This window comes from Streptomyces sp. NPDC047042 (assembly GCF_040644035.1).
GTDB lineage: Bacteria > Actinomycetota > Actinomycetes > Streptomycetales > Streptomycetaceae > Streptomyces.
On record NZ_JBEYVP010000028.1, the window covers coordinates 26,011 to 45,907 of the forward strand.

Consider the following 19,897-nt stretch of genomic DNA (forward strand, 5'->3'; position numbering starts at 1 on the left):
GGTGCTTCCTCGGCAGGTGGTGGTGCGGTGGGATGGGTCAGTCGGTGGCGGGCTGGAGAAGGTCCCAGCGGTTGCCGTACAGGTCCTGGAAGACGGCGACCGAGCCATAGGGCTCATGGCGCGGTTCCTCCAGGAAGGTCACGCCGGCGGCGCTCATCCGGGCGTGGTCGCGGGCGAAGTCGTCGGTGTGCAGGAAGAAGCCCACGCGTCCGCCGGTCTGGTCGCCGATCCGGGCACGCTGGTCCTCGTCCTTGGCCCGGGCGAGCACCAGGCCGGTACCCGCCGCATCGGTGCCCGCTCCCGCCGAACCCGGCTCGACGACGACCCAGCGGGAGCCGTCGGGGCGCGGGGAGTCCTCCACGAGCCGGAAGCCGAGCGCGTCGGTGTAGAAGCGGATCGCCTTGTCGTAGTCGTCGACGACGAGGGTGACCAGGGCGATGCGTCGCGTGGGCTTCATGCGGTTTCCTCGGCCGGTGGGGTGACGGGTGGGGGCGGGGTGACGGGTGGGGGCGGGGTGGGCACTGATGGCGCGATGGACGGGCGGCCGATGTGCGGCCGATGTGCGGATCACATGCGGTTGACGGGTGAGGTTATACGTAACACCCAGGGCGTGTCACCTCAGTACCCGCAGGTGTGATGTCCTGCGCATCCGAAGGTCGCGGGAACGATCGCCGGAGCGTGATCGTCGAGCAGGTGTGAACCGTGAGCAAGCCGTCGCCAGGTCCGGCTCCCCCGCGCTGGGGAGCCTGGTCGCTTTCGCGTTGCTGGCGCTGCTGGCCGTCACGGTCGTCGCGCGGGGCGGCGGCACCCTCTTCGGCGACCGGGAGTTGCTCGACTGGTCGCTCGCCCACCGCCCGGACGTCGTCGTCATCCTCGCCCGCGCGGTGACCCACACCGGTTCGGGCTTCGTCCCGTACGCCCTGGTCGCCCTCGCCGGTTTCCTCCTCGGCCGGAGTGCGCGGCACCGCATTCTGGCGGCCGCCGCCTGTCTGACCTGCCTGGTCGCCGCCCAGGCCGTGCGGTTCTCGGTGATGGCGCTGCTGGCCCGGCCCCGGCCCGCCGCGGCGCACTGGGCGACGGACGCCGGCTTCTGGTCGTTCCCCTCGGGTCACACCACCACGTCGGCCGTCACCGCCGGACTGCTCGTCCTGGCCGTCTGGATACGGGCCCCGCGCGGCCGGCATCTGCTTGTCGCCGCTGTCGGCTGCTGGGGTGTGCTGGTCGGGCTCACCCGGGTCTATCTGGGCGTCCACTGGTTCTCGGACGTCGTCGGCGGCTGGCTGTTCGCCGTGGGGTGGCTGGGGCTGGTGGCGTACGGGGTGGCCCGCTTCGTGCCGGACGCGTGGGCGGACGTGCTGCGCGGCGACCGGGATCCGTCGCGCGAGGCGCCGTCGCCCGGCATACCGGGGCCGGGATCAAGGGCCGGATTCCTCCGTGGCAAGGTGGGGATCGCGCCGGAGTCCGACTGCGGCGCACCACCATCGAGCGCTGCCCTTCCTGGAGTTGACTGCCATGTCCGAGCTGCCGAAGCCGACCGGATCGCCCTCCCACCAGAACGTGACGTTTCCCAGCGCTGACAGCACCGCGCACGGATATCTGGCGCTGCCGCCGTCGGGGAGCGGGCCCGGCGTCATCGTCATCCAGGAGTGGTGGGGCCTGACCGACCACATAGCGGACGTCACCGACCGGCTCGCGCAGGAGGGCTTCGTCGCCCTGGCCCCCGACCTCTACGGCGGCAATGTGGCGCACGAGAACGAGGAGGCGCTGCGCATGATGCAGGCCCTGCCGGTGGCGAAGGGCGTCGAGCTTCTCTCCGGCGCGGTCGACTATCTGCTGGCGCGGCCGGAGGTCACCTCGGAGACGGTCGGCTCGGTCGGTTTCTGCATGGGCGGCGGCTTCGTGCTCTACCAGGCCGCAGCCGACCCGCGCGTCAGCGCCGCCGTACCGTTCTACGGTGTGATCCGGGGCGAGCTGCCCGACTTCTCGGGCCTCAAGGCCGAGGTGCTGGGCCACTACGGCGAGCTCGACGCGAGTATCCCCGTGGAAAGCCTGGACCCGCTGCGCGAGGCCATCAAGGGGCAGTCCGGCATCACCCCGGACCTGCGCGTGTACCCGGCCAACCACGCGTTCTTCAACAACGACCGCGAGGTGTACGACGCCGAGTCGGCGACCCGGGCCTGGGAGAGCACGGTGCCGTTCCTGAAGGAGCGGGTGCGCTGAACGCGGGTCCGCTGAACGCGGGCTGCCCGGCCTCGGGCGGGCCGGACGCGGGCGGCCTGAACTCGGGCGGCTTGAACTCGGGTAGCTGCCTCGGGGCTGAACGCAGGTCCCGGGTCGGCGGCCCGGGCGTGGGAGAGCACGGTGCCGTTCCTGAATGAGCGGGTGCGCTGAACGCGGGTCGCTGAGCGCGGGTGGCCGAACGCGGATGGGCCCAACGCGGATGGGCCGAACGCGGATGGGCCGAACGCGGATGGGCCGGTCATGGGCCGGAGCTCGGGCGGCCCGAACGCGGGGCGCTGACGCGGGGCCTGAACGCAGGTCCCGAGTCGGCGGCCCGGGCGTGGGAGAGCACGGTGCCGTTCCTGAAGGAGCAGGTGCGCTGAACACGGGTGGGCCGACCTCGGGTTGACCGGCTATGGGCCGGAAACTCGGGCGACCCGAACGCGGGGCGCTGACGCGGGCGGCCCCAACGCGGGTCCGACGCGGGGCCTGTAGGCGGGACGCTGACGTGGGCGGCCACAATGCGGGTCGCTGACGCCGGGCCTGTACGCAAGTCGCTGACGCGGGCGGCCTGAACGCCGGGCGCTGACGCCGGGCCTGTACGCGGGACGCTGACGTAGGCGGCCTGAACGCCGGGCGTTGACGTGACAGTGGGCGGGCCCGGGGTGTTGTCCCCGGGCCCGCCCGAAACTTTTCCCTCCGCTACCTCAGCCGCTCGCGCCCGCGAGCCAGGCCGTGGCGTTGAGGGCGAGGGGCGCGTTGGTGGCGCCGGTGTCGTTCCAGCCGTCGTAGAGGGTGTTGCCGGACTGGCCGGTGCCGTCGTCGATCGGGGAGCTGTCGCCCCAGAAGGCGATCCGGCCGCTGCCGAAGGTGCTGGTCAGGAAGAAGGCGCCGGTGTTGCCCGAGTACCCGGAGCGGTAGAGGAGTCCCTTCACGGCGGAGTTGTCGGCGGGCTTGAGGGTGGCCGTCGTACCGCTGGCGATGAGGCTCTTGGTGACTGTGCCGAAGGTACCGTGCAGCACCGGGTTGGAGGCGTCACTGATCGCGGCCGGGTAGCCGGAGCTGATGTTCAGGGAGTCGATGGAGAAGCCGAACGGGTCGGTCGAGTCGACGCTGTTGTTGGTCATCAGGTCGTTGAGGATCGCGACGGCGTCCTCGCCGTCGCTGTTGCGGTCGGCGCCGGTGTGGTCGGAGATCATGAAGAGGCCGCCGCCGTTCTGGACGAACTTCATGATGGCGGTCTTCTCGGCGGTGGTGAACAGCGTGTTGGGCTCGGGCAGCACCAGTGTGTCGAATTTCGACAGGTCCGTCGCCGTGGAGCCGCCGTAGGCGAGTGCGGAGCCCGAGGGCAGTGTCTTGAGGCTGTAGTCGCCGGTCTGCTGGAGGGCGACGCCCCAGGAGGAGAGCGCGCCGGTCCAGTCGGACTCGTCGGAGGGGGTGGAGTCCTCGGCGAGCGGGTCGGGCTGGTTCTTGGAGATGATCCAGTCGGCATTGCCGGCCGTCTCGGCGTGGGCGTTGTCGAAGAGGATGCGGTGGGGGGTTGCCGCGGTCGCGGCGGTCGCGGTGCTCGCGGTGGCGGTGACCTGGACGGCGACGCCGGTGGCGATCAGGCCGAGCACGGCCAGGGCCGAGGCGAATCTGTGCCGGGACTTCGTGTTGGCGTACATCTGGCGTTCCTCCATGGGTGGGGGGAGAGCTGGGGGAAAGCGGTGCGGGTGACGAATCTGCGCGCGTAGACCGGGCGTTGACGACCTCCCGGTCCACACAAGGCAGGACCGTACCGACAAGATCCACGGCGCGGGGAGGTCGGCCAGAGGTTTCACGTAAAGCTCTTACGCACGTGTAACCACCGGCCGAAAATAGGTAGTTGGCGCCGATTAAGGGCGATGTGCGGCGCCGAGTCGGGCCAACTCCTCGCCCGTGAGCCGCAGTCCGGCCGCAGCCACGTTGTCCACAACGTGCTCCGGGTTTCCGGTGCCCGGGATGGCGAGCACATGCGCCCCCTGGTGCAGGCTCCAGGCGAGCCGCACCTGGGCGGGGCTCGCACCGTGCGCACGGGCGACGGCGAGCACAGCGTCGTCGTGGGCGTCGGTGGCGCCGCGTGCTCCCCCGCTGCCCGCGACGGCGAAGAAGGGGACGAAGGCGATGCCCGACTCCCCGCACAGCCGCAGGAGTTCGTCGCCCTCGGGGTCGGGCCGGTCCAGCGCGTACCGGTTCTGCACGCACACCACCGGGGCGATCTCCTGCGCCTCGGCGAGGTGCTCGGGCCCGACGCCGGAGATGCCGAGGTGGCGTATCAGGCCGGCCGCACGCAGGTCGGCGAGCGCGCCGAAGTGTTCGGCGATGGAGTCCTGTTCCAGTCGGCGCAGATTGACCACGTCGAGGTGGTCGCGGCCGAGTTGGCGCAGGTTCTCCTCGACGTGGCCGCGCAGTTGGTCGGGGCGGGCGGGAGTGCCCCAATCCCCGGAGTAGTCGCGGTAGGGGCCGACCTTGGTCACGATGACGAGGTCGTCGCCGTATGGGGCCAGCGCGCTGTTGATCAGTTCGTTGGCGGAGCGCAGCGCGGAGAAGTAGAAGGCGGCGGTGTCGATGTGGTTGACGCCGAGTTCGACGGCCTTGCGCAGCACGGCCAGCGACTGTTCACGGTCGCTGGCCGTACCGAGGTGGAAGGCGGCGCTGCCGGTGAGCCGCATGGCTCCGAATCCGAGCCGGTTGACGGTGAGATCGCCGAGTTTCCAGGTGCCCGCGGCGTCCGCGGTGATCGTCTCCGAGGTCATGGACGGAGTCTCGCACGCACCCCGAACACCACACCGGTTTTACGGATAGACGTAAGTGTTCAGCGTGGCCACCGCCGAGGCCGGGTTGCCGAGGTCGTAGCGGTCCACCGCGAGGAAGTTGGGCTTCTTGCGGGCGGCCGGCTGGCAGAACCGCTGGGCCCGGTCGGTGAGTTTGGTGTTGTCGGTCGTCGCCGTGGAGGCGATCGCCACGTCCCGGAAGTGGTTCATGACGAAGAGGGGCTTGAAGGCGCCCTCGGTTCGGGTCAGCGGCGTGTTGGAATCCGCGCCGTACCAGCGGCTGTAGCAGGACCAGTCGGAGGTGCCGAGGCCGCCGCCCATGGACCAGTAGTTCTCCACGGTCCATTCACGCTGGTACATCACGCCGAAGGTGTCCCGGGTGAGTCCGGCGCTCTGGTCGGCGGAACGGCTGTGGTCGGTGAAGATCAGCAACCGGTCGTTGGCGGCGACCAGATCGGCGATCTTCGGCCAGCCGTTCTGTCGTACACCGGTCTGGTCGGGCCGGTAGAGGACGTCCGACAGGCCGTTGACGCGGGCGAGTTCGCCGCGCAGGACGCCCGGGTCGACGTAGTCCTCCAGGAAGACGGTGACGACCTGGGTGGGGTTCTGCTTGAGGAAGTCGACCATGCGCTGGAGGTCGACCCAGAGGGCGACGGGGCTGCCGACGAGGGTGCAGCTGTTGTGGCAGAGGATCGCGCCGTCGGAGGTCTGGTGGATGTCCAGCATGAACCCGCGTACGCCGTCGGCGAGTTGCTGGTTGATGCCGCGCGCCTGGTTGGGGACGAGGTTGACGAAGGGCGGGGCGAAGCCGCCGTCGACGCCGTTGGCGTAGGCGTTGTGGGCGGTGAGGAACGTGACCTGGTCCAGGGTACGTTGGTCGGCGGGCGGCATCGGGGCGACGCTGGGCGCGACCGGGGTGAGGTACCAGGCGGCCAGTCCGCCCGAGCCGCCGATGGCCAGTTGGTCGGGGTAGTTGGCGCCGGACGGCTTGGCGGCGACCGTCAGATAGCGGCTGGTTCCCGGCGCCTTGAGCGTGTACTGGTCGGTGCCGGAGGGGGTGATCTCCCAGGGCGCGTCGGCGCTCGTGCAGGCGACCGTCCTCGCCTGGTCGCCGGAGCGGCCGAGACAGGAGCCGGCGGTGTCGGTGCTCTCCAGGAGGTACGAGGTGCCGCTCGCCCGCAGCGTCCACTGCTGGCGGTCCTCGTTGCCCTTGGGCCGGTGCTGTTCGACGGCTCCGGCGTCGTCGGCGGCGTTGAGTCCGGTGGTGGCGCTCTGGACGTAGTAGGCGCCGGCGGCCGGCACGGGGGCGGCCAGGGCGGGTGGCGCGGGGGTGGCAACTGCCGCTGCCAGTGCGGCTGTTGCGGTCAGGAGAGCGGTGCGGGGGGTTGGCATCTACGGGGCCCTTCAGCGACTCGGCGGCTCGACGACTTGATCGGCAGGGGCATGACATCACGAAGCCCCGCACGAAGTCAGCACACCGGCGCACGAACCTTCGGCGACAAGCGCCGCACTTCTGCCATTTCGGTCTGACCGTTGAGGTGTTTCGTCGCCACCGAGGCCGCGGGCGCAGGGTTCATGACGCCGCTGCCGAGTCCGACGAAGTACGCCCGCGTCAGCCGGTTTCCTGCCCGGCGACCCGGGTGACAGCCGGGTCCTCTGTCTTAGCAGACCTCTCAGGACCCTCCGGACTCTCAGGGCGCTCGGGCCGCCAGAACGTCGCCAGGAGCCCCGCCGTGGCCACCACCGCCACCCCGAGCGCGATGCCGCCGCCTGCCCAGCCGGTGACCTCGATGTCGGCGGCGTGGTCCACGGAGAGCCTGCCGGGCCCGAGGACGCCGAGTGCCACGGAGATGGCGGCCAGCATCAGGACGTATTCGTAGCCGTCCTTGAACACGAAGAACCCGTTGGGCCGGTGGGCGAGGAGCCCCGCGACCAGCATGACCGAGACGATCGCCGCGCAGCCCAGCGGGGTGAACAGGCCGAGGACGAGCAGTGCGCCCGCGCCGACCTCGGTGACCACGCTCATCCACGCCTGCAGTGTCCCGTGCCGGAGACCGAGCCCGCCGAACCAGCGTGCCGTGCCCGCGATTTTTCCGCCGCCCCGCCAGTGGTTGAGCCCGTGCGCGATCATGATGACGCCCAGGACCACTCGGACCGCCAGTACCGCGACTGCTTCCGCGTCCGTCAACTCGCCCTCCCCTGCTGCCGTTCGGCGGCTTGCGCCACCGCTGCCGCTTCCTCGCGTACGAGCACGCGCTCCTCAACGAACGACAGCACCATGAGGTGACAGGCCAAAGAGGTCAACCCATGCGCAAGTTGTGTTACCCGCCCGCCTGTTCGCCCTCCGGCCGGCCTGCGACGGCCGCACCCGGCTCGCGGCACGGCCTCGCGACCACCGCCGGGCCACACGTCGGCGCGCGGCGGGGCGCCGGCCACATCCAGGTCGGGTGACTTCAACAACGCCAATGACGAGTTCGGGAGCGTCCGGACCACCGCCGAGGATCCTGGTTGGGATCGCAAGGAAGCAGGCCGGGACCGACGGTCCCGGCCTGCTTCCTTGCGATGCAAGGGCCCAGCCCAAAATCAGACCCCAGCCGGTGTCGCCCTCAGCTGAGCGGCTTCGCCAGTACCGCCTTGCGGTGGCTGAACGTCTCGATCGAGTAGCGGCCGTGGTAGTTGCCCATCCCGCTCTCCCCCACTCCGCCGAACGGCAGGTCGGAGACGGTGAGATGGGCCAGCGGCAGCCCGTAGCCGACGGCGCCGGAGGACGTCTCGGCGGCGATCCGCTCGCGGGTCGTGCCGGACTCGGTGAACACGTACAGCGCGAGCGGCTTGTCGCGGTCGTTGATGAAGCCGATCGCGTCGTCCAGGCCGGCGACCGTGACGATCGGCAGGATCGGGCCGAAGATCTCCTCCCGCATGACGGGCGACGCGGGGTCGACGTCGGCGAGGACGGTCGGCGCGATGTACTTCGTCGCCCGGTCCTTGACGCCACCGGTGACGACCCGGCCCGAGTCGAGCAGGCCGCCGAGGCGGTCGAAGTGGCGTTCGTTGACGATCCGGCCGTACTCGGTGGAGGTGGCCGGGTCCGCGCCGAACAGCTTCTCGACGGCCTTGGCGAGCGCCGGCTCCAGCGCGGCGGCGGTCTCCGGGTCGGTCAGGACGTAGTCGGGCGCGACGCAGGTCTGGCCGGCGTTGAGGAACTTGCCCCGGACCAGCCGGTCGGCGACGACATCCGTGTCGACGCCGGTGTCCACGAACGCCGGGGACTTGCCGCCGAGTTCGAGGGCGACCGGAGTGAGGTGCTCGGCGGCGGCGCGCATCACGATACGGCCGACAGCACCGTTGCCGGTGTAGAAGATGTGGTCGAACCGCTCGGCGAGCAGGGCCGTGGTCTCCGGGACGCCGCCCTCGACGACGGCGACCGCGTCCGTGTCCAGGTACTGCGGCAGCAGCCGGGCCACGATCTCGGAGGTGGCGGGCGCCAGTTCGCTCGGCTTGACCACGACCGCGTTGCCGGAGGCCAGCGCGCCGACGACCGGCGTCAGCAGGAGCTGGACCGGGTAGTTCCAGGGCGCGATGACCAGGACGACGCCCAGCGGGTCGTACTGCGTCCAGGCGGTGGCGTCGGCGCCGAGGCGCTCGGGGACAGGCGCGGGCTCGGGGCTCAGCCAGCCGTCGAGGTGTTCGAGGGTGTGGTCGATCTCCCGGATCGTGAAGTCGATCTCGGTGCGGAACGATTCGGTCGAGCTCTTGCCGAGGTCCGCGTGGAGAGCGGCGGCCACGTCCTTGCCGTGCTCGGTGAGGAGTTCGCGCAGGCGGCCGAGCTGGGCCTTGCGCCACTCGACGGGCTTGGTGCGGCCCGTACGGAAGGTGGCGCGCAGGCGCGTCACGATGTCGGCGGGCTGCTCGGGGGACGTGGGGTGGTTCACGGTTCCTCGCTCACGTGGTCTGATGCGGTTGTCTCGGGCGCGGAAGGCCGGCTCGACGTACTCGACTCACCTGCCCAACCTCTCACGCCCCAAAATATATTCCCTATACATGAATATAGCTTTGTGTGATCATGCATGACTGTGCGTGTCGACACCGTCGAGCGTCAGACCTGAGCCGTCGTCCCGTCGAGCGTCGTGGCCAGGCGGTCCAGGAGCGCGCTCAGGAGTTCCTCGTCCCCGTCACTGATGAGCGGCCAGTCGGCGCGGACCTCGCGGTCGAGGCGGCGCCAGTACTCCTGGCCGCGCGGGGTGAGGTGGACCAGGACGCGCCGACGGTCGCGGGCGTCGACCCGGCGGTGCACAAGGTTCTGGTCGACGAGGTGGTCGACCAGCCGGGTCAGCGTCGGCGCCGGCAGGAAGGCGGCCTCGGCTATCGCGGTCATGTGGTGGCCGGCGCCGTCGGAGAGCAGGGCGAGAACGCGCCAGGCGTCGAGGGAACAGCCGTGCTCGTCCAGGACGGGCTGGAGGCGGCGCGCCGCCAGCCGTTCGGCCCGGGTGAGGAGCCGCAGAAGGTCCTGGGGCCGGCGCTGCGACGGTGTGGGCATCCTGCTGCTCCTCGGTCCCGGGAATACGTACATCGTATGAGACGGCGGGGGGTTCACCGGGACCACCCCGCGCTCAGGTCACCGCCGCCTCAGTCGTCCACCTCGCCCAGGAAGGGCCGGACCTCGACCGGCAGGGTCGTCGCCAGCGCCGCCTTGCGCCCCCACTCCAGGGCGGCGTCGAGGTCGGGTGCCATGAGGAGGCAGATCCCGCCGAGGAACTCCTTGTGCTCGGCGTAGGGCCCCTCGATGACTTCGACCTCGTCGCCGAGGGGCCGTACCACGGTCGCCGCGTCGGGACGATGGAGTCCGCCGGCGAAGACCCAGGCCCCGGCCTCGCGCAACTCGTCGTGGAAGACGCTCACTCTGCGGTTGATCTCCACCATCGACTCGGGCGCGGACGGTTCGCCGACCGGCTTCATCGCGCTGAGCAGGTAGTACTTCATCGCGTCCTCCTGGGCATCGCGGCTCTGCCTCATCTCCTACACGAAGGGAGCACTTCTGTAGAGACACAACGCACCGCGACACCGGGAGAATCTTGTTCATGACCGCCATCCCGCACCCGCTTGTCACCGTCGCCCGCCGGCTCGCCGCCGACGTCCTGGCCCCGCAGGCCGAACGGGTCGACCAGGAAGGCGTGCCCGCGAGCACCATCAAGGCCGTCAAGCGGTCGGGGCTCCTCGGGGTGAGCGCGCCCAAGGAGTACGGGGGTGCGGGCGCGCCCGCCGCCGTGGCCCGGGAGGTCGCCGAGATCCTCGCCGGCGCCTGCTGCTCGACCTGGTTCGTACAGACCCAGCACCACACTCCGGTGAAACTGCTGACGGAGTCCCGGTTCCCGGTGCGGGAACGCCTGTTGGGCCCGCTGTCGAGGGGCGAGCTGATGTCCGGGATCGCGTACGCGCACCTGCGCCACTTTCCTCGCGTCGCGGTGCGAGCCGGGTACGAGCGGGGCGGCTGGCGCTTCGACGGGACGGTGCCCTGGTACACGGGCTGGGGGCTGAACGACGTCATGCTGCTCGCGGGACTGTCCGACACGGACGAGGTGGTGTTCGCCTTCGCCGACGCGCGCGAGCAGTCGGGGCTGCGGGCCTCGCCGCCCATGCGGCTGGCGGCGCTGACGGCCGCACGTACGGTGTCGCTGGAGCTGAAGGGCCTGCGGCTGCCGGAGGAGGCGGTCGTGCTGCGTGTCCCGCGTGAGAAGTTCGCGCTGGCCGACCTGGAACGGGCCGCCAACACCAACCCGGCCGTCTTCGGGGTGGCGTACGCGGCCCTCGATCTCCTCGCCGCCCACCCGGACGCCACGGCGACGGCACGCTCACTGCGCACCCGCCTCGACGCCGTGCGCCGCACCGCGTACGCCCTCACGGACCACCGTCGGCCGCAGGAGCACATGGCGGACCGGCTGGCGCTGAAGACGCGGGCGTACGACCTGATGCGTACGGCGACGACAGCGGCCGTCGTCGCCGGGGGCGGCCGGTCGCTTGACCTGAACAGCCCGGCCCAACGACTGGCACGCGAGGGCCTGTTCCTGCTGGTGCAGGGCCAGACGTCCGACGTACGCGGCGCCCACCTGGGGGCTCTGGCCTCCCCCTAGGGGATGGCAACAGGCCTAGCCTCTCGGTGTCTGCCCCGATTGGCGTGTCGCCGCGAGGGTGCCGAGAAGTGACAGGGACTGCGCATTCGTGGAGCCCGGGACCGCGTGGTAAACCACCAGTTCCTGCCCCGGGCTCCCCTTCACGTCGAACACGTGGACCCGCAGGTCGAGAAGGCCGACTTCGGGGTGCGTGAACCGCTTCGACTGAAGGCGTTTGCCGCGTGCCCTGTGCTGCTCCCACATGGACACGAACTCGGGGCTCTTCACACGGAGTTCGTCGACGATCGCGCGGATGCGGGGGTCGCCTGGGGTGAGCCCGTCGGCGAGACGGACGCCGGCGACGGTGTTCTCCGCCACGGTGTGCCAGTCCGCGTAGAACGTGCGCGCCGCCGGGTCGAGAAAGAGCGAGCGCGTCAGGTTCCTGGAGAACGGGAACCCGAGGAAGAGCGCGTCCCCCAGGCGATTGCTCGCCAGGACGTCGTACGCCCGGCCGAGCACGAGTGCCGGAGTGTCGGGCCACGACTGAAGGAGTTCGAGCAACGAGACGTCGGCCTCCTCCGCGGGCGCGGCCACCTCGGGTCGCGGGCTGAGCCCGGCCAGCCGGTACAGGTGCTGGCGGCCGTCGTGGTCCAGGCGCAGGACTTCGCCGAGCGAATCGAGCACCTGCGGCGACGGGTTGACCTCCCGTCCCTGTTCGAGGCGCACGTAGTAGTCCACGCTGACGCCGGTGAGCATGGCCACCTCCTCGCGCCGAAGTCCCACTACCCGGCGCCGTCCGTAGACGGGCAGGCCGAGTGCCTGCGGAGTGAGCTGAGCCCGTCTGTTGCGCAGAAAGTCACCGAGGGACGAGGGAGCCATGCGTTCCAGGCTAGGGGCGCCGAATCCGCGTATCCAGGGTGTGCCGCACCCAGGTGAACGGCGTCCTTCCTGGCCGCCGCCGACCGGCCGAGTGTGGGGCCATGACCACCAACACCTCAACACTTTCCGAATCCACCGCTTCCTCTTCCCGGGTCGTCCTCGTGACCGGTGCCAGCAGCGGCATCGGCGAGGCCACCGCCCTCCGGCTCGCCTCCGAGGGCCACCGGGTCGTCCTCGGCGCACGCCGAACCGACCGCTTGGAGGCACTGACCTCGCGCATCCGTGCGGAAGGCGGCCTGGCGGGCCATCGGCGGCTCGACGTGACCGATGCCGAGGACGTGCGTGCCGCTGTCAAGGACACCGTCGCCGAGTACGGACGTATCGACGCGATCGTGAACAACGCCGGCGTGATGCCGCTGTCGAGGCTCGACGCGCTGCTAGTCGACGAATGGGACCGCATGATCGACGTCAATGTGCGGGGACTGCTCCACGGGATCGCCGCGGTCCTTCCCCACTTCCGGAACCAGGGGAGCGGCCACGTCGTCACCGTCGCCTCCGTCGGCGCACACGAGGTGGTGCCGACCTCGGCGGTCTACTCGGCGACGAAGTTCGCGGCCTGGGCGATCACGGAGGGCCTGCGGCTGGAGTCGGAGCCGGGCATCCGGGTCACCACGATCTCGCCGGGTGTGGTCGAGAGCGAACTCGCCGACCACATCTCCGATCCGCACGCGAAGGACGCGATGCGCGTCTACCGGCGCAACGCCATGCCCGCGGACGCGATCGCCCGGGCCATCTCCTACGCCCTCGACCAGCCGGCGGACGTCGACGTGAACGAGATCGTCGTCCGTCCGGTGGGCCAGCGCTGACGCGGCAGCCGCCTTCGCCGCGGTACGACCGGCGCCGGCCCGGTCTGCGGCACTGAACAGGTTCGGGCCTGTCACGTACGGGCCGGCGCCCCGCGAGGGCGCCGGCCCGTACCGCTGCCGCCGCCGCTGCCGCCGCCGCTGCCGCTGCCGCTGCCGCCGCGGAACGCTCAGCTCGCGAACGGCACCTGGCTCTCCGGGGCGGCGGCCGGCGCGAACGGGTGTTGCCACAGGCCGCGGGCTGCCAGCCGGGGCAGGACGCCCTCGCCGAACCAGTACGCCTCCTCCAGGTGCGGATACCCGGAGAGGACGAACTCGTCGATGCCCAGGGCGTGGTACTCGGCGATACGGTCGGCGACCTCGTCGTGGCTGCCCACGAGCGCGGTGCCCGCGCCGCCGCGCACCAGGCCGATACCGGCCCACAGGTTGGGGTGGATCTCCAGCCCGTCCCGGTTGCCGCCGCCGTGCAGGGCGAGCATCCGCTGCTGTCCCTCCGACTCGCTGCGGGCCAGCCCGGCCTGGATCTCCCGTACGGTCCCCGGATCGAAGCCCTCGAGGATCCGGTCCGCCTCCGCCCAGGCCGCCTCGGCGGTGTCGCGGGTGATGACATGCAGCCGGATGCCGAACCGCAGGGTGCGCCCGTGCTTGGCGGCCAGTCCCCTGACCCAGGCGATCTTCTCGGCGACCTGGGCCGGCGGTTCGCCCCAGGTGAGGTAGACGTCGACGTGTCGGGCGGCGACCTCCCCGGCGATGGGCGAGGAGCCCCCGAAGTACACCTCCGGGACCGGGTCGGGCACCCGGGCCAACTGGGCGTCCTCGACCCGGAGGTGCTCACCGGTCAGGTTGACCGTCTTGCCCTCCCACAACTCCCGTACGATCTCGAGGAATTCGCCCGTACGACGGTACCGGGCATCCTTGTCGAGGAAGTCGCCGTAGGCCTTCTGCTCGTGGCTCTCGCCGCCCGTGACGACATTCAGGAGGAGCCGTCCGCCGCTCTGGCGCTGGAAGGTGGACGCCATCTGCGCGGCGAGCGTCGGGGATACGGAGCCGGGGCGGAAGGCCACCAGGAACTTCAGGCGCTCGGTGTGCTGGCTGACCATGGCGGTGGTCAGCCAGGCGTCCTCGCACCAGGCGCCCGTGGGGGTGAGCGCGCCGACGAAACCCAGGTCCTCGGCGGCGCGGGCGATCTGGCTCAGATAGGCGACCGTCGGCGGCCGGTTCCGCCCGAAGGCGGTCGCCGGGGTGCCGTGGCCGCCACCGACGACATGCCGGCTGTCGCCGTTGGTGGGGAGGAACCAGTGGAAGGTGAGGGACACCGAAGATCTCCGATCGGGAACGTGGTGTTGCGGCTTGCCGTGGCGCAGAGCGGAGGGACGGGCGGAGGTAGATCGTTCGCGCCGATGCCGGTGCCTACAGCGGGAGTTGAGGGACTTTCGCGCCCCCCGGTTCAGACCGCCGTGGCGAGGAGCGGGGAGCTTCCGAGGGCTGCCGAGAACTGGCCGAGGATCTGGGTGAGCGCCTCGGCGGTGGCCGGGGCGACGGAGATGGAGCCGTCCTCGTGCGCGGTGATGTCCTTGTCGAGGGTGAACCAGCCCTGGACGATGTGGGCGGCGCCCATGGAGTTGAGGACCGGGCGCAGCGCGTAGTCGATGGCCAGGACGTGTGCGGTGCTGCCGCCGGTGGCGAGTGGCAGCACGGTCTTGCCGGTGAGGGCGTACTGCGGGAGCAGGTCGAGGAGCGCCTTGAGGACACCGGAGTAGGAGGCCTTGTAGACCGGGGTGCCGACCACGACGCCGTCGGCGCGCGCGAAGAGTTCGGTGGCCTCGACGATCGCCGGGTGCCTGAAGTCGGCCCCGAGCAGGGCCTCTGCGGGGATGGTGCGTACGTCGAGCGGGATCACCTCGTGCCCTTGGGCGGTCAGCCGGGTGTCCAGGTGGCGCAGGAGTTTTCCGGTGCGGGAGGAGACGGAAGGACTGCCGGAGACGGACAGGACGGTGGCCATGGGACTTCCTTCTGAAGGCTTTGCGGAGCCCGGGCGCCGCTGCTCGGCGGGGTGCCGGGGGTGCGCGGGCGGTACGAACATCGGGCGTTGACCGCCGCGGGCCGTTTTCGGGCACGCCGATTCCCGTCCGGAGTGAACTCCGGCGAGGGCTCAGGCAGTTGGGAAAACGGAAAGGACGCGGCGGATCGGGACGGGAATCAGGCCGCGGAGCAACAGGAGGCACTGGAGACGCGCGCGAGGTCGACGTGCCGTCGCCGCGTGAGGTCCAGTCGCATGTTCATGTCGACGATCGTGACAGTCGCCGAAGACGACAGTCAAGGAAAACCCGACCGATCTCGCATCCCGGACCCTTCACGCGCGACACTCAGTGTGCGGGGCACATCACCCAGGATCACAGGACTGCACATAAGGGATAAATAAGAGCACAATATAAGTGCGCGGCGTAAACCGCAGACCGCATCACCGCGGTCAGGCCTGCACAGCCGAAGGAGACGAGTCATGGCCAATGTCTCGCACACCAGAGGTGACATCCACAGTCACCCTGATGTATCCGAAATGCGGGCACGGTACGCCCGTATGCTCGGCGGTCGCGATGTGGCGCTCGTGGACGGACCGGTGTTCCTGGTCGGTCTGTACTGCGCCGCGTCCCCCTGGATCCTCCACTACACGACAAGCCAGCCCTCCCTCGTGACCCACAACCTGATCATGGGCATCGCGATCGGCCTGCTGGCCCTCGGGTTCACCAACACTCCGGAACGCATGTACGGCCTCAGCGGGGCCCTGTGCGCGATGGGCATCTGGATGATCATCTCGCCGTGGATCGTCGGCGACAGCCCTGACGCGGGTGTGGTGCTGAACAACATCATCATCGGCGCCCTGGCCCTGTGCCTCGGGCTGTTGAGTGCGGGCGCGACAGCGAGAAGTGCCCCCAGGGCATAGCCGGAAGCGGGTCCGGTCCACGGCGGGACCGGACCCGCTCCTCGCGTGAACGGACTGAGCCGGGCGACAGCGGGCACCAGGAGGTCATGGGCACATACCGGCAGGAGGGGCGGAAATGACGATCTCGAGCATCATCGGCGCCATCATCATCGGTACCGTCATCGGCATACTGGGCCGGCTCGTCGTCCCGGGACGCCAGCACATCGGCGTCCTCTGGACGATCGCCGTGGGAATCGTGGCCGCGCTCATCGGTTCGGCGATCGCCGCCGGACTCGACGTGTCCGACACGGACGGCGTCGACTGGGTCGAGTGGCTCATCCAGATCGGGCTCGCCGCCCTCGGGGTGGCCATGCTGGACCGGGCGAAGGCACCGAAGCGCGCGCACAGCAGGCGTCGGTGACCGGGCGGGCACGAACTGTCGGGGCTGTGCGTGCGGTCAGGGCCGGTACACGTACGGCGTCGTCGTCGTGAGGGGTTCGAAGCCGAGGCGTTCCAGGACGGGCCTGCTCTGGTGTGAGGCGTCGACCTGGAGGTAGCGGTAGCCGCGTTCCACGGCGGCGCGGGCGCGGTGGGCGACCAGGGCGCGGTAGATGCCCTTGCCGCGCCAGGCCTCGACCGTGCCGCCGCCCCACAGTCCGGCGAACCGGGTGTGCGGTACGAGTTCCATGCGGGCCGCGCTCACCGGTTCGTCGCCGGCCAGCGCCACGACGGCCACGACCGTGTCGGGGTCGTCGGTGAGCCGGGCGAGCAGTTGGTGCCGCAGCCGGGAGCTGTCGGTGCCGAAGGCCTTCTCGTGCACGTCCGCCACGAGGTCGACGCCGGCCCGGTCGGTCACCGGGACGAGACGGATGCCCTCGGGCGGCTCGGTGTCGAAGGTCAGCCCGGCGACCTCGCCGATCATCAGCGTCTCCTCGGGTTCGGGCGTGAACCCCGCCGTGCGCAGCCGCTGCCCCAGGTCGACGGGGAGGTCATGGCCGTAGAGCTTCCACTCGAACTCGCGCCCGAGGGCGCTGTAGTGGCGGATCTGCTCGGCGATCGCCTCGTCGGCGCGCGCTTCGTCGAGGTCGGACCAGACGACGCCGTTCCACCCGTGGGCGTCGGCGACCTGGCGCACCACGCCCCCCACCCGTTCGATCCGGGCGCCCGGCCCGTCGGGCTGCGCCCCTTCGCGCATGTCACGGTCGTAAAGGGCGAGCACGCCTACATGATCCATGGCGTTACTCCAGCACCCCCATCGGGCGAGCGCAACGGTATGGGCGGCCGCAATACGTCATGTTTCGAGCCATTCGCACATGTGAAGCGGTGCCCCACCTCGAGAAGACCCGGTCAGTCATGCCGACCTCTACGGGCGTTCGCCCTACCCGAGTTCGAGCGTGGTCACCCCGAAGACCCTCTCCCGCGCGAACTCCCGCACCGGTCCCGTGTACATGCGTGCCGTCTCGAAGGACGGAGTGAAGCCGGCTTCCTCCACCATCGCGACGGCAGCCGCGTTCGTCTCGGGCACGTCGATCGCCACGTCCGCCCCCGCCGCCTCGCCGGTCAGCGCGGCGAACAGCGCCCGGGCGTCGTCGGCGGTGTCCGCGAACAGGGGGCCGATGCGGTGGGCGTCCCGGCCGGGGCGGACGACCCCGTAGCCGGTGAGGGCCCGGTTCGCGGAGCCGTCGGCGCTGCCGTCCGCGTCGGCCTCACGGACGAAGGCCCGGTGTCCCGGGGCCGTCAGCCAGTACTGCAGGAAGCGGGGCCGGTCGGCGGGGGTGCAGCCGGCGTCGTACACCGCGATGGCCGCCAGATCCTCCGGCCGTACGGGACGTACGCGCGCCGGTGTCGCGGCGGCGGGGGCGGTTCCGGTGAACCGGAGGGTGCGGTGGGCCGGTTCGAAGCCGGAGCGGCGGTAGTTGTCCTGCTGGGCCACGACCCCGTCAAGGCCGACGGTACGGGTGCCCGCGTGGGCCAGCGCGGTCTTCCAGGTGGTGATCCCGTAACCGCGCCCGCGCAGATCGGGGCGGACGAGATAGAAACCCAAAAAGGCGTACGCGTCTCCGTAGTTGACGACCGAGATCGCCGAGACCGGTTCCCCGCCCACCCTGCCGATGAAGAAGCCCTCGGGATCCTGGGCGAAGAACCCGGCGCTGTCCGACAGCCCCGGATTCCAGCCCTCGTCGGCCGCCCAGCCCGTGACCACCGGCCAGTCCTCGGGCGTGGCCCGGGTGACGACGAGGTCTTCGGGGGTCGGCGAGAGGGGGCCGGCGGAGGCGGTCATGGATGTTCTCCGTTCCGTTCAGTGGGGGGCCGGGGCGGGACGCGGGCCCATCCGACCATGGATCCGGAAGGGGCCGCGACCACGCGATGTGGCCCGCACGTCCGTTCGACTGCCGGGAGGCGAGGTCAAGCGAGCCCGCCTATCGTGTTCGAGGGCGCCGTCCCGGTCCACAGCCGGGCACACCCCTGGAGGCATCATGCGGTCCGCGTACCCACGCCGGGCGCTCGCCTCGGCCGCGACCCTCGCCCTGCTCGGGACGGGTGCGCCGACGGCGACCACGGCGGACGACGAGCCCGACCTGTCCCGCTTCTACCACCAGAAGATCAAGTGGTCGACCTGCCCCGCGGGGGCCGCGTACGAGGTGCCGATGAAGGGCCTCCAGTGCGGCAAGGTGACCGTCCCGCTCGACTACGCGAAGCCGGGCGGCGGCACACTCGAACTGGCGTTGGCACGCTACCGGGCGACCGGGAAGTCCCGGGGTTCCGTGCTGCTGAACTTCGGCGGCCCCGGCGGCCCGGGCGTCAGCCAACTCGCCTACGACGGCAAGGACTTCATGGGTCTGACGAACGGCTACGACGTCGTCTCCTTCGACCCGCGCGGTGTCGGCAGGTCCTCCCCTGTCAGCTGCGGCGAGGACACCGCCACCGACAGCGAGGTGACCGGCGGCGAGATCGAGGACGATCCGCGTGCCGCCCTCGAACAGCTGCGCAGGGCGGCCCAGGCCTGTGCACGGCACTCCGGACCGGTCCTGCGGCACATCGGCACCGTGAACGCCTCCCGCGACCTCGACGTGATGCGTCAGGCCCTGGGCGACAAGAAGCTCAACTATCTCGGATTCTCCTACGGCACCCGGCTCGGCGCGGTGTACGCGGCCCAATTCCCCGAGAAGGTGGGCCGGTTCGTCCTCGACGGTGTCGACACCCTCACCGAGTCCCTCGCCGAGCAGGGGCTCGCGGGCGCCGCAGGGCAGCAGACCGCCCTGGAGGCCTTCCTCAACTGGTGCGTGACGGACATCGCCTGTCCGTTCGGGCAGGACGCGCGCACCGCCCGTGAGCGGGTCGTCGCTCTGGTCCGCTCCCTCGACAAGGACCCGGTGCCGACCGGCTACGGTGACCGTTTCTCGGGGCAGGACCTCGTGGGCGCCATCGGTCAGGGCCTTTACAGCGAACGGATGTGGCCGCCTCTGGAGCGTGCCCTCTCCGCGCTGGTCGAGGACGGGGACGCACGAGGGGTCATGGGGTTCGGCGGCGGAGGGGGGTTCGGGAGCGCGGATGCTACTGTCCCCGTCCTGCCGAGACTGAACCCCGTCCGCAGGAGTCCCTCCCCGGACGCCGACGGCGGGCTCGTCGACGAGGTCGAGATACCCCTCGACAACCTCCCCTCCGCCCTGATGGCGATCAACTGCGCGGACAACCCCGACCGGCCCACCGCGGCACGGATCACCAGGGATCTCCCAGCCCTGCGCGCCAGGTACGAGCGGGTTTCCCCGGTGTTCGGCCGCTACCGGCTCACCGAGGTACTGACCTGCTACGGCCGCCCCAGGGGCACGGACTTCATCCGCACCCGGGTCCGGGACCTGGACACGCCGAAGATGCTCCTGGTGGGCACGCGCGGCGACCCCGCCACGCCGTACCGCTGGACCACGGAGACGGCCGAGCGGCTGGGCTCGTCGGCCGTCGTCCTGGACAACAAGGGCGAGGGCCACACCGGGTACGCCTCCTCGACGTGCGTGCAGCGCAAGGTCGACGCGTTCCTGCTGTACGGGTCCCTCCCGGCCGACGGCAGCTCCTGCGGCGCGGACGACGCCGACTGAGGCGCGCTCGCCGTTGCTA

Annotated in this window: 20 protein-coding genes and 1 pseudogene; 7 read left to right on the plus strand and 14 right to left on the minus strand. The window is 70.7% G+C overall.

The window, feature by feature from the left end; all coding sequences use genetic code 11:
* Positions 1-37 precede the first annotated feature (37 nt).
* Entirely contained in the window at positions 38-457 is a 420-nt protein-coding gene (locus ABZ855_RS30065; RefSeq protein WP_360812136.1) for a VOC family protein, read from the minus strand.
* Between the two features lie 238 nt (positions 458-695).
* Between ABZ855_RS30065 and ABZ855_RS30070 the strand changes: the two genes are divergently transcribed.
* Positions 696-1,577, plus strand: a complete 882-nt coding sequence (locus ABZ855_RS30070; RefSeq protein WP_360812137.1) for a phosphatase PAP2 family protein — start codon at positions 696-698, stop codon at positions 1,575-1,577.
* The gene (locus ABZ855_RS30075) at positions 1,513-2,220 is read left to right on the plus strand and encodes a dienelactone hydrolase family protein (RefSeq protein ID WP_360812139.1); all 708 of its coding nucleotides are present in this window, start codon (positions 1,513-1,515) and stop codon (positions 2,218-2,220) included. Before ABZ855_RS30070 ends, ABZ855_RS30075 begins: the two co-directional genes overlap by 65 nt.
* Before the next feature lie 710 nt (positions 2,221-2,930).
* On the opposite strand, the pseudogene ABZ855_RS30080 reads toward ABZ855_RS30075, so the two are convergent.
* The 7 genes and pseudogenes from ABZ855_RS30080 to ABZ855_RS30110 form a co-directional block, all read right to left on the minus strand.
* A pseudogene (locus ABZ855_RS30080) lies at positions 2,931-3,887 on the minus strand (hydrolase); the annotation flags it as partial.
* Positions 3,888-4,097: 210 nt separating this feature from the next.
* Positions 4,098-4,997, minus strand: a complete 900-nt coding sequence (locus tag ABZ855_RS30085; RefSeq protein ID WP_360812141.1) for an aldo/keto reductase — start codon at positions 4,995-4,997, stop codon at positions 4,098-4,100.
* Between the two features lie 39 nt (positions 4,998-5,036).
* On the minus strand, positions 5,037-6,407 hold the full coding sequence (locus ABZ855_RS30090; RefSeq protein ID WP_360812143.1) for a phospholipase: 1,371 nt from the start codon (positions 6,405-6,407) through the stop codon (positions 5,037-5,039).
* A 220-nt stretch (positions 6,408-6,627) separates the two neighbouring features.
* Positions 6,628-7,203 (minus strand): DoxX family protein, encoded by a 576-nt coding sequence (locus ABZ855_RS30095; protein ID WP_360812144.1) that lies wholly within the window; start codon positions 7,201-7,203, stop codon positions 6,628-6,630.
* A 418-nt stretch (positions 7,204-7,621) separates the two neighbouring features.
* On the minus strand, positions 7,622-8,947 hold the full coding sequence (locus tag ABZ855_RS30100) for an aldehyde dehydrogenase family protein (protein WP_360812146.1): 1,326 nt from the start codon (positions 8,945-8,947) through the stop codon (positions 7,622-7,624).
* Positions 8,948-9,111: 164 nt separating this feature from the next.
* On the minus strand, positions 9,112-9,552 hold the full coding sequence (locus ABZ855_RS30105; RefSeq protein ID WP_360812148.1) for a MarR family transcriptional regulator: 441 nt from the start codon (positions 9,550-9,552) through the stop codon (positions 9,112-9,114).
* 89 nt (positions 9,553-9,641) lie between these two features.
* Complete coding sequence (locus tag ABZ855_RS30110; RefSeq protein WP_360812332.1) at positions 9,642-9,995, minus strand: YciI family protein; 354 nt, start codon at positions 9,993-9,995, stop codon at positions 9,642-9,644.
* A gap of 98 nt (positions 9,996-10,093) precedes the next feature.
* Here ABZ855_RS30110 and ABZ855_RS30115 point away from each other — a divergent pair, with 98 nt between their 5' ends.
* Positions 10,094-11,143 (plus strand): acyl-CoA dehydrogenase family protein, encoded by a 1,050-nt coding sequence (locus ABZ855_RS30115; protein WP_360812150.1) that lies wholly within the window; start codon positions 10,094-10,096, stop codon positions 11,141-11,143.
* 15 nt (positions 11,144-11,158) lie between these two features.
* Here ABZ855_RS30115 and ABZ855_RS30120 read toward each other — a convergent pair whose 3' ends face one another.
* Entirely contained in the window at positions 11,159-12,001 is an 843-nt protein-coding gene (locus ABZ855_RS30120; RefSeq protein ID WP_360812152.1) for a helix-turn-helix transcriptional regulator, read from the minus strand.
* 101 nt (positions 12,002-12,102) lie between these two features.
* On the opposite strand from ABZ855_RS30120, the gene ABZ855_RS30125 reads away from it, so the two are divergent.
* Positions 12,103-12,867, plus strand: a complete 765-nt coding sequence (locus tag ABZ855_RS30125) for an SDR family oxidoreductase (protein WP_360812154.1) — start codon at positions 12,103-12,105, stop codon at positions 12,865-12,867.
* A gap of 167 nt (positions 12,868-13,034) precedes the next feature.
* On the opposite strand, the gene ABZ855_RS30130 is transcribed toward ABZ855_RS30125, so the two are convergent.
* From ABZ855_RS30130 to ABZ855_RS30140, 3 genes are all read right to left on the minus strand, one after another.
* Positions 13,035-14,180 carry an LLM class flavin-dependent oxidoreductase gene (locus ABZ855_RS30130; RefSeq protein WP_360812156.1) on the minus strand — a complete coding sequence of 382 codons (1,146 nt, stop codon included), beginning with the start codon at positions 14,178-14,180 and terminating at the stop codon, positions 13,035-13,037.
* Positions 14,181-14,311: 131 nt separating this feature from the next.
* A complete protein-coding gene (ssuE, locus tag ABZ855_RS30135) occupies positions 14,312-14,866 on the minus strand; it encodes an NADPH-dependent FMN reductase (RefSeq protein ID WP_360812158.1) in 555 nt (184 codons plus the stop codon).
* 197 nt (positions 14,867-15,063) lie between these two features.
* Positions 15,064-15,147 carry a putative leader peptide gene (locus tag ABZ855_RS30140; protein ID WP_360812333.1) on the minus strand — a complete coding sequence of 28 codons (84 nt, stop codon included), beginning with the start codon at positions 15,145-15,147 and terminating at the stop codon, positions 15,064-15,066.
* 217 nt (positions 15,148-15,364) lie between these two features.
* On the opposite strand from ABZ855_RS30140, the gene ABZ855_RS30145 reads away from it, so the two are divergent.
* Complete coding sequence (locus tag ABZ855_RS30145; RefSeq protein ID WP_360812160.1) at positions 15,365-15,805, plus strand: SPW repeat protein; 441 nt, start codon at positions 15,365-15,367, stop codon at positions 15,803-15,805.
* A gap of 115 nt (positions 15,806-15,920) precedes the next feature.
* The gene (locus tag ABZ855_RS30150) at positions 15,921-16,205 is read left to right on the plus strand and encodes a GlsB/YeaQ/YmgE family stress response membrane protein (RefSeq protein WP_360812162.1); all 285 of its coding nucleotides are present in this window, start codon (positions 15,921-15,923) and stop codon (positions 16,203-16,205) included.
* A 36-nt stretch (positions 16,206-16,241) separates the two neighbouring features.
* Here ABZ855_RS30150 and ABZ855_RS30155 read toward each other — a convergent pair whose 3' ends face one another.
* A complete protein-coding gene (locus ABZ855_RS30155) occupies positions 16,242-17,018 on the minus strand; it encodes a GNAT family N-acetyltransferase (protein ID WP_360812164.1) in 777 nt (258 codons plus the stop codon).
* Positions 17,019-17,162: 144 nt separating this feature from the next.
* Positions 17,163-18,065 (minus strand): GNAT family N-acetyltransferase, encoded by a 903-nt coding sequence (locus ABZ855_RS30160; protein ID WP_360812166.1) that lies wholly within the window; start codon positions 18,063-18,065, stop codon positions 17,163-17,165.
* A 196-nt stretch (positions 18,066-18,261) separates the two neighbouring features.
* On the opposite strand from ABZ855_RS30160, the gene ABZ855_RS30165 reads away from it, so the two are divergent.
* A complete protein-coding gene (locus ABZ855_RS30165) occupies positions 18,262-19,878 on the plus strand; it encodes an alpha/beta hydrolase (protein WP_360812168.1) in 1,617 nt (538 codons plus the stop codon).
* The last annotated feature ends 19 nt before the right edge of the window (positions 19,879-19,897 follow it).

Bases quoted from the DNA above. Each gene is read 5' to 3' on its own strand.
- ABZ855_RS30160 (WP_360812166.1), bottom strand. From the start codon at position 18,065: ATGACCGCCTCCGCCGGCCCCCTCTCGCCGACCCCCGAAGACCTCGTC.
- ABZ855_RS30150 (WP_360812162.1), top strand. From the start codon at position 15,921: ATGACGATCTCGAGCATCATCGGCGCCATCATCATCGGTACCGTCATC.
- ABZ855_RS30115 (WP_360812150.1), top strand. From the start codon at position 10,094: ATGACCGCCATCCCGCACCCGCTTGTCACCGTCGCCCGCCGGCTCGCC.
- ABZ855_RS30125 (WP_360812154.1), top strand. From the start codon at position 12,103: ATGACCACCAACACCTCAACACTTTCCGAATCCACCGCTTCCTCTTCC.
- ABZ855_RS30090 (WP_360812143.1), bottom strand. From the start codon at position 6,407: ATGCCAACCCCCCGCACCGCTCTCCTGACCGCAACAGCCGCACTGGCA.
- ABZ855_RS30145 (WP_360812160.1), top strand. From the start codon at position 15,365: ATGGCCAATGTCTCGCACACCAGAGGTGACATCCACAGTCACCCTGAT.
- ABZ855_RS30065 (WP_360812136.1), bottom strand. From the start codon at position 457: ATGAAGCCCACGCGACGCATCGCCCTGGTCACCCTCGTCGTCGACGAC.
- ABZ855_RS30105 (WP_360812148.1), bottom strand. From the start codon at position 9,552: ATGCCCACACCGTCGCAGCGCCGGCCCCAGGACCTTCTGCGGCTCCTC.
- ABZ855_RS30155 (WP_360812164.1), bottom strand. From the start codon at position 17,018: ATGGATCATGTAGGCGTGCTCGCCCTTTACGACCGTGACATGCGCGAA.
- ssuE (WP_360812158.1), bottom strand. From the start codon at position 14,866: ATGGCCACCGTCCTGTCCGTCTCCGGCAGTCCTTCCGTCTCCTCCCGC.
- ABZ855_RS30140 (WP_360812333.1), bottom strand. From the start codon at position 15,147: ATGAACATGCGACTGGACCTCACGCGGCGACGGCACGTCGACCTCGCG.
- ABZ855_RS30120 (WP_360812152.1), bottom strand. From the start codon at position 12,001: ATGGCTCCCTCGTCCCTCGGTGACTTTCTGCGCAACAGACGGGCTCAG.
- ABZ855_RS30110 (WP_360812332.1), bottom strand. From the start codon at position 9,995: ATGAAGTACTACCTGCTCAGCGCGATGAAGCCGGTCGGCGAACCGTCC.
- ABZ855_RS30165 (WP_360812168.1), top strand. From the start codon at position 18,262: ATGCGGTCCGCGTACCCACGCCGGGCGCTCGCCTCGGCCGCGACCCTC.
- ABZ855_RS30085 (WP_360812141.1), bottom strand. From the start codon at position 4,997: ATGACCTCGGAGACGATCACCGCGGACGCCGCGGGCACCTGGAAACTC.
- ABZ855_RS30075 (WP_360812139.1), top strand. From the start codon at position 1,513: ATGTCCGAGCTGCCGAAGCCGACCGGATCGCCCTCCCACCAGAACGTG.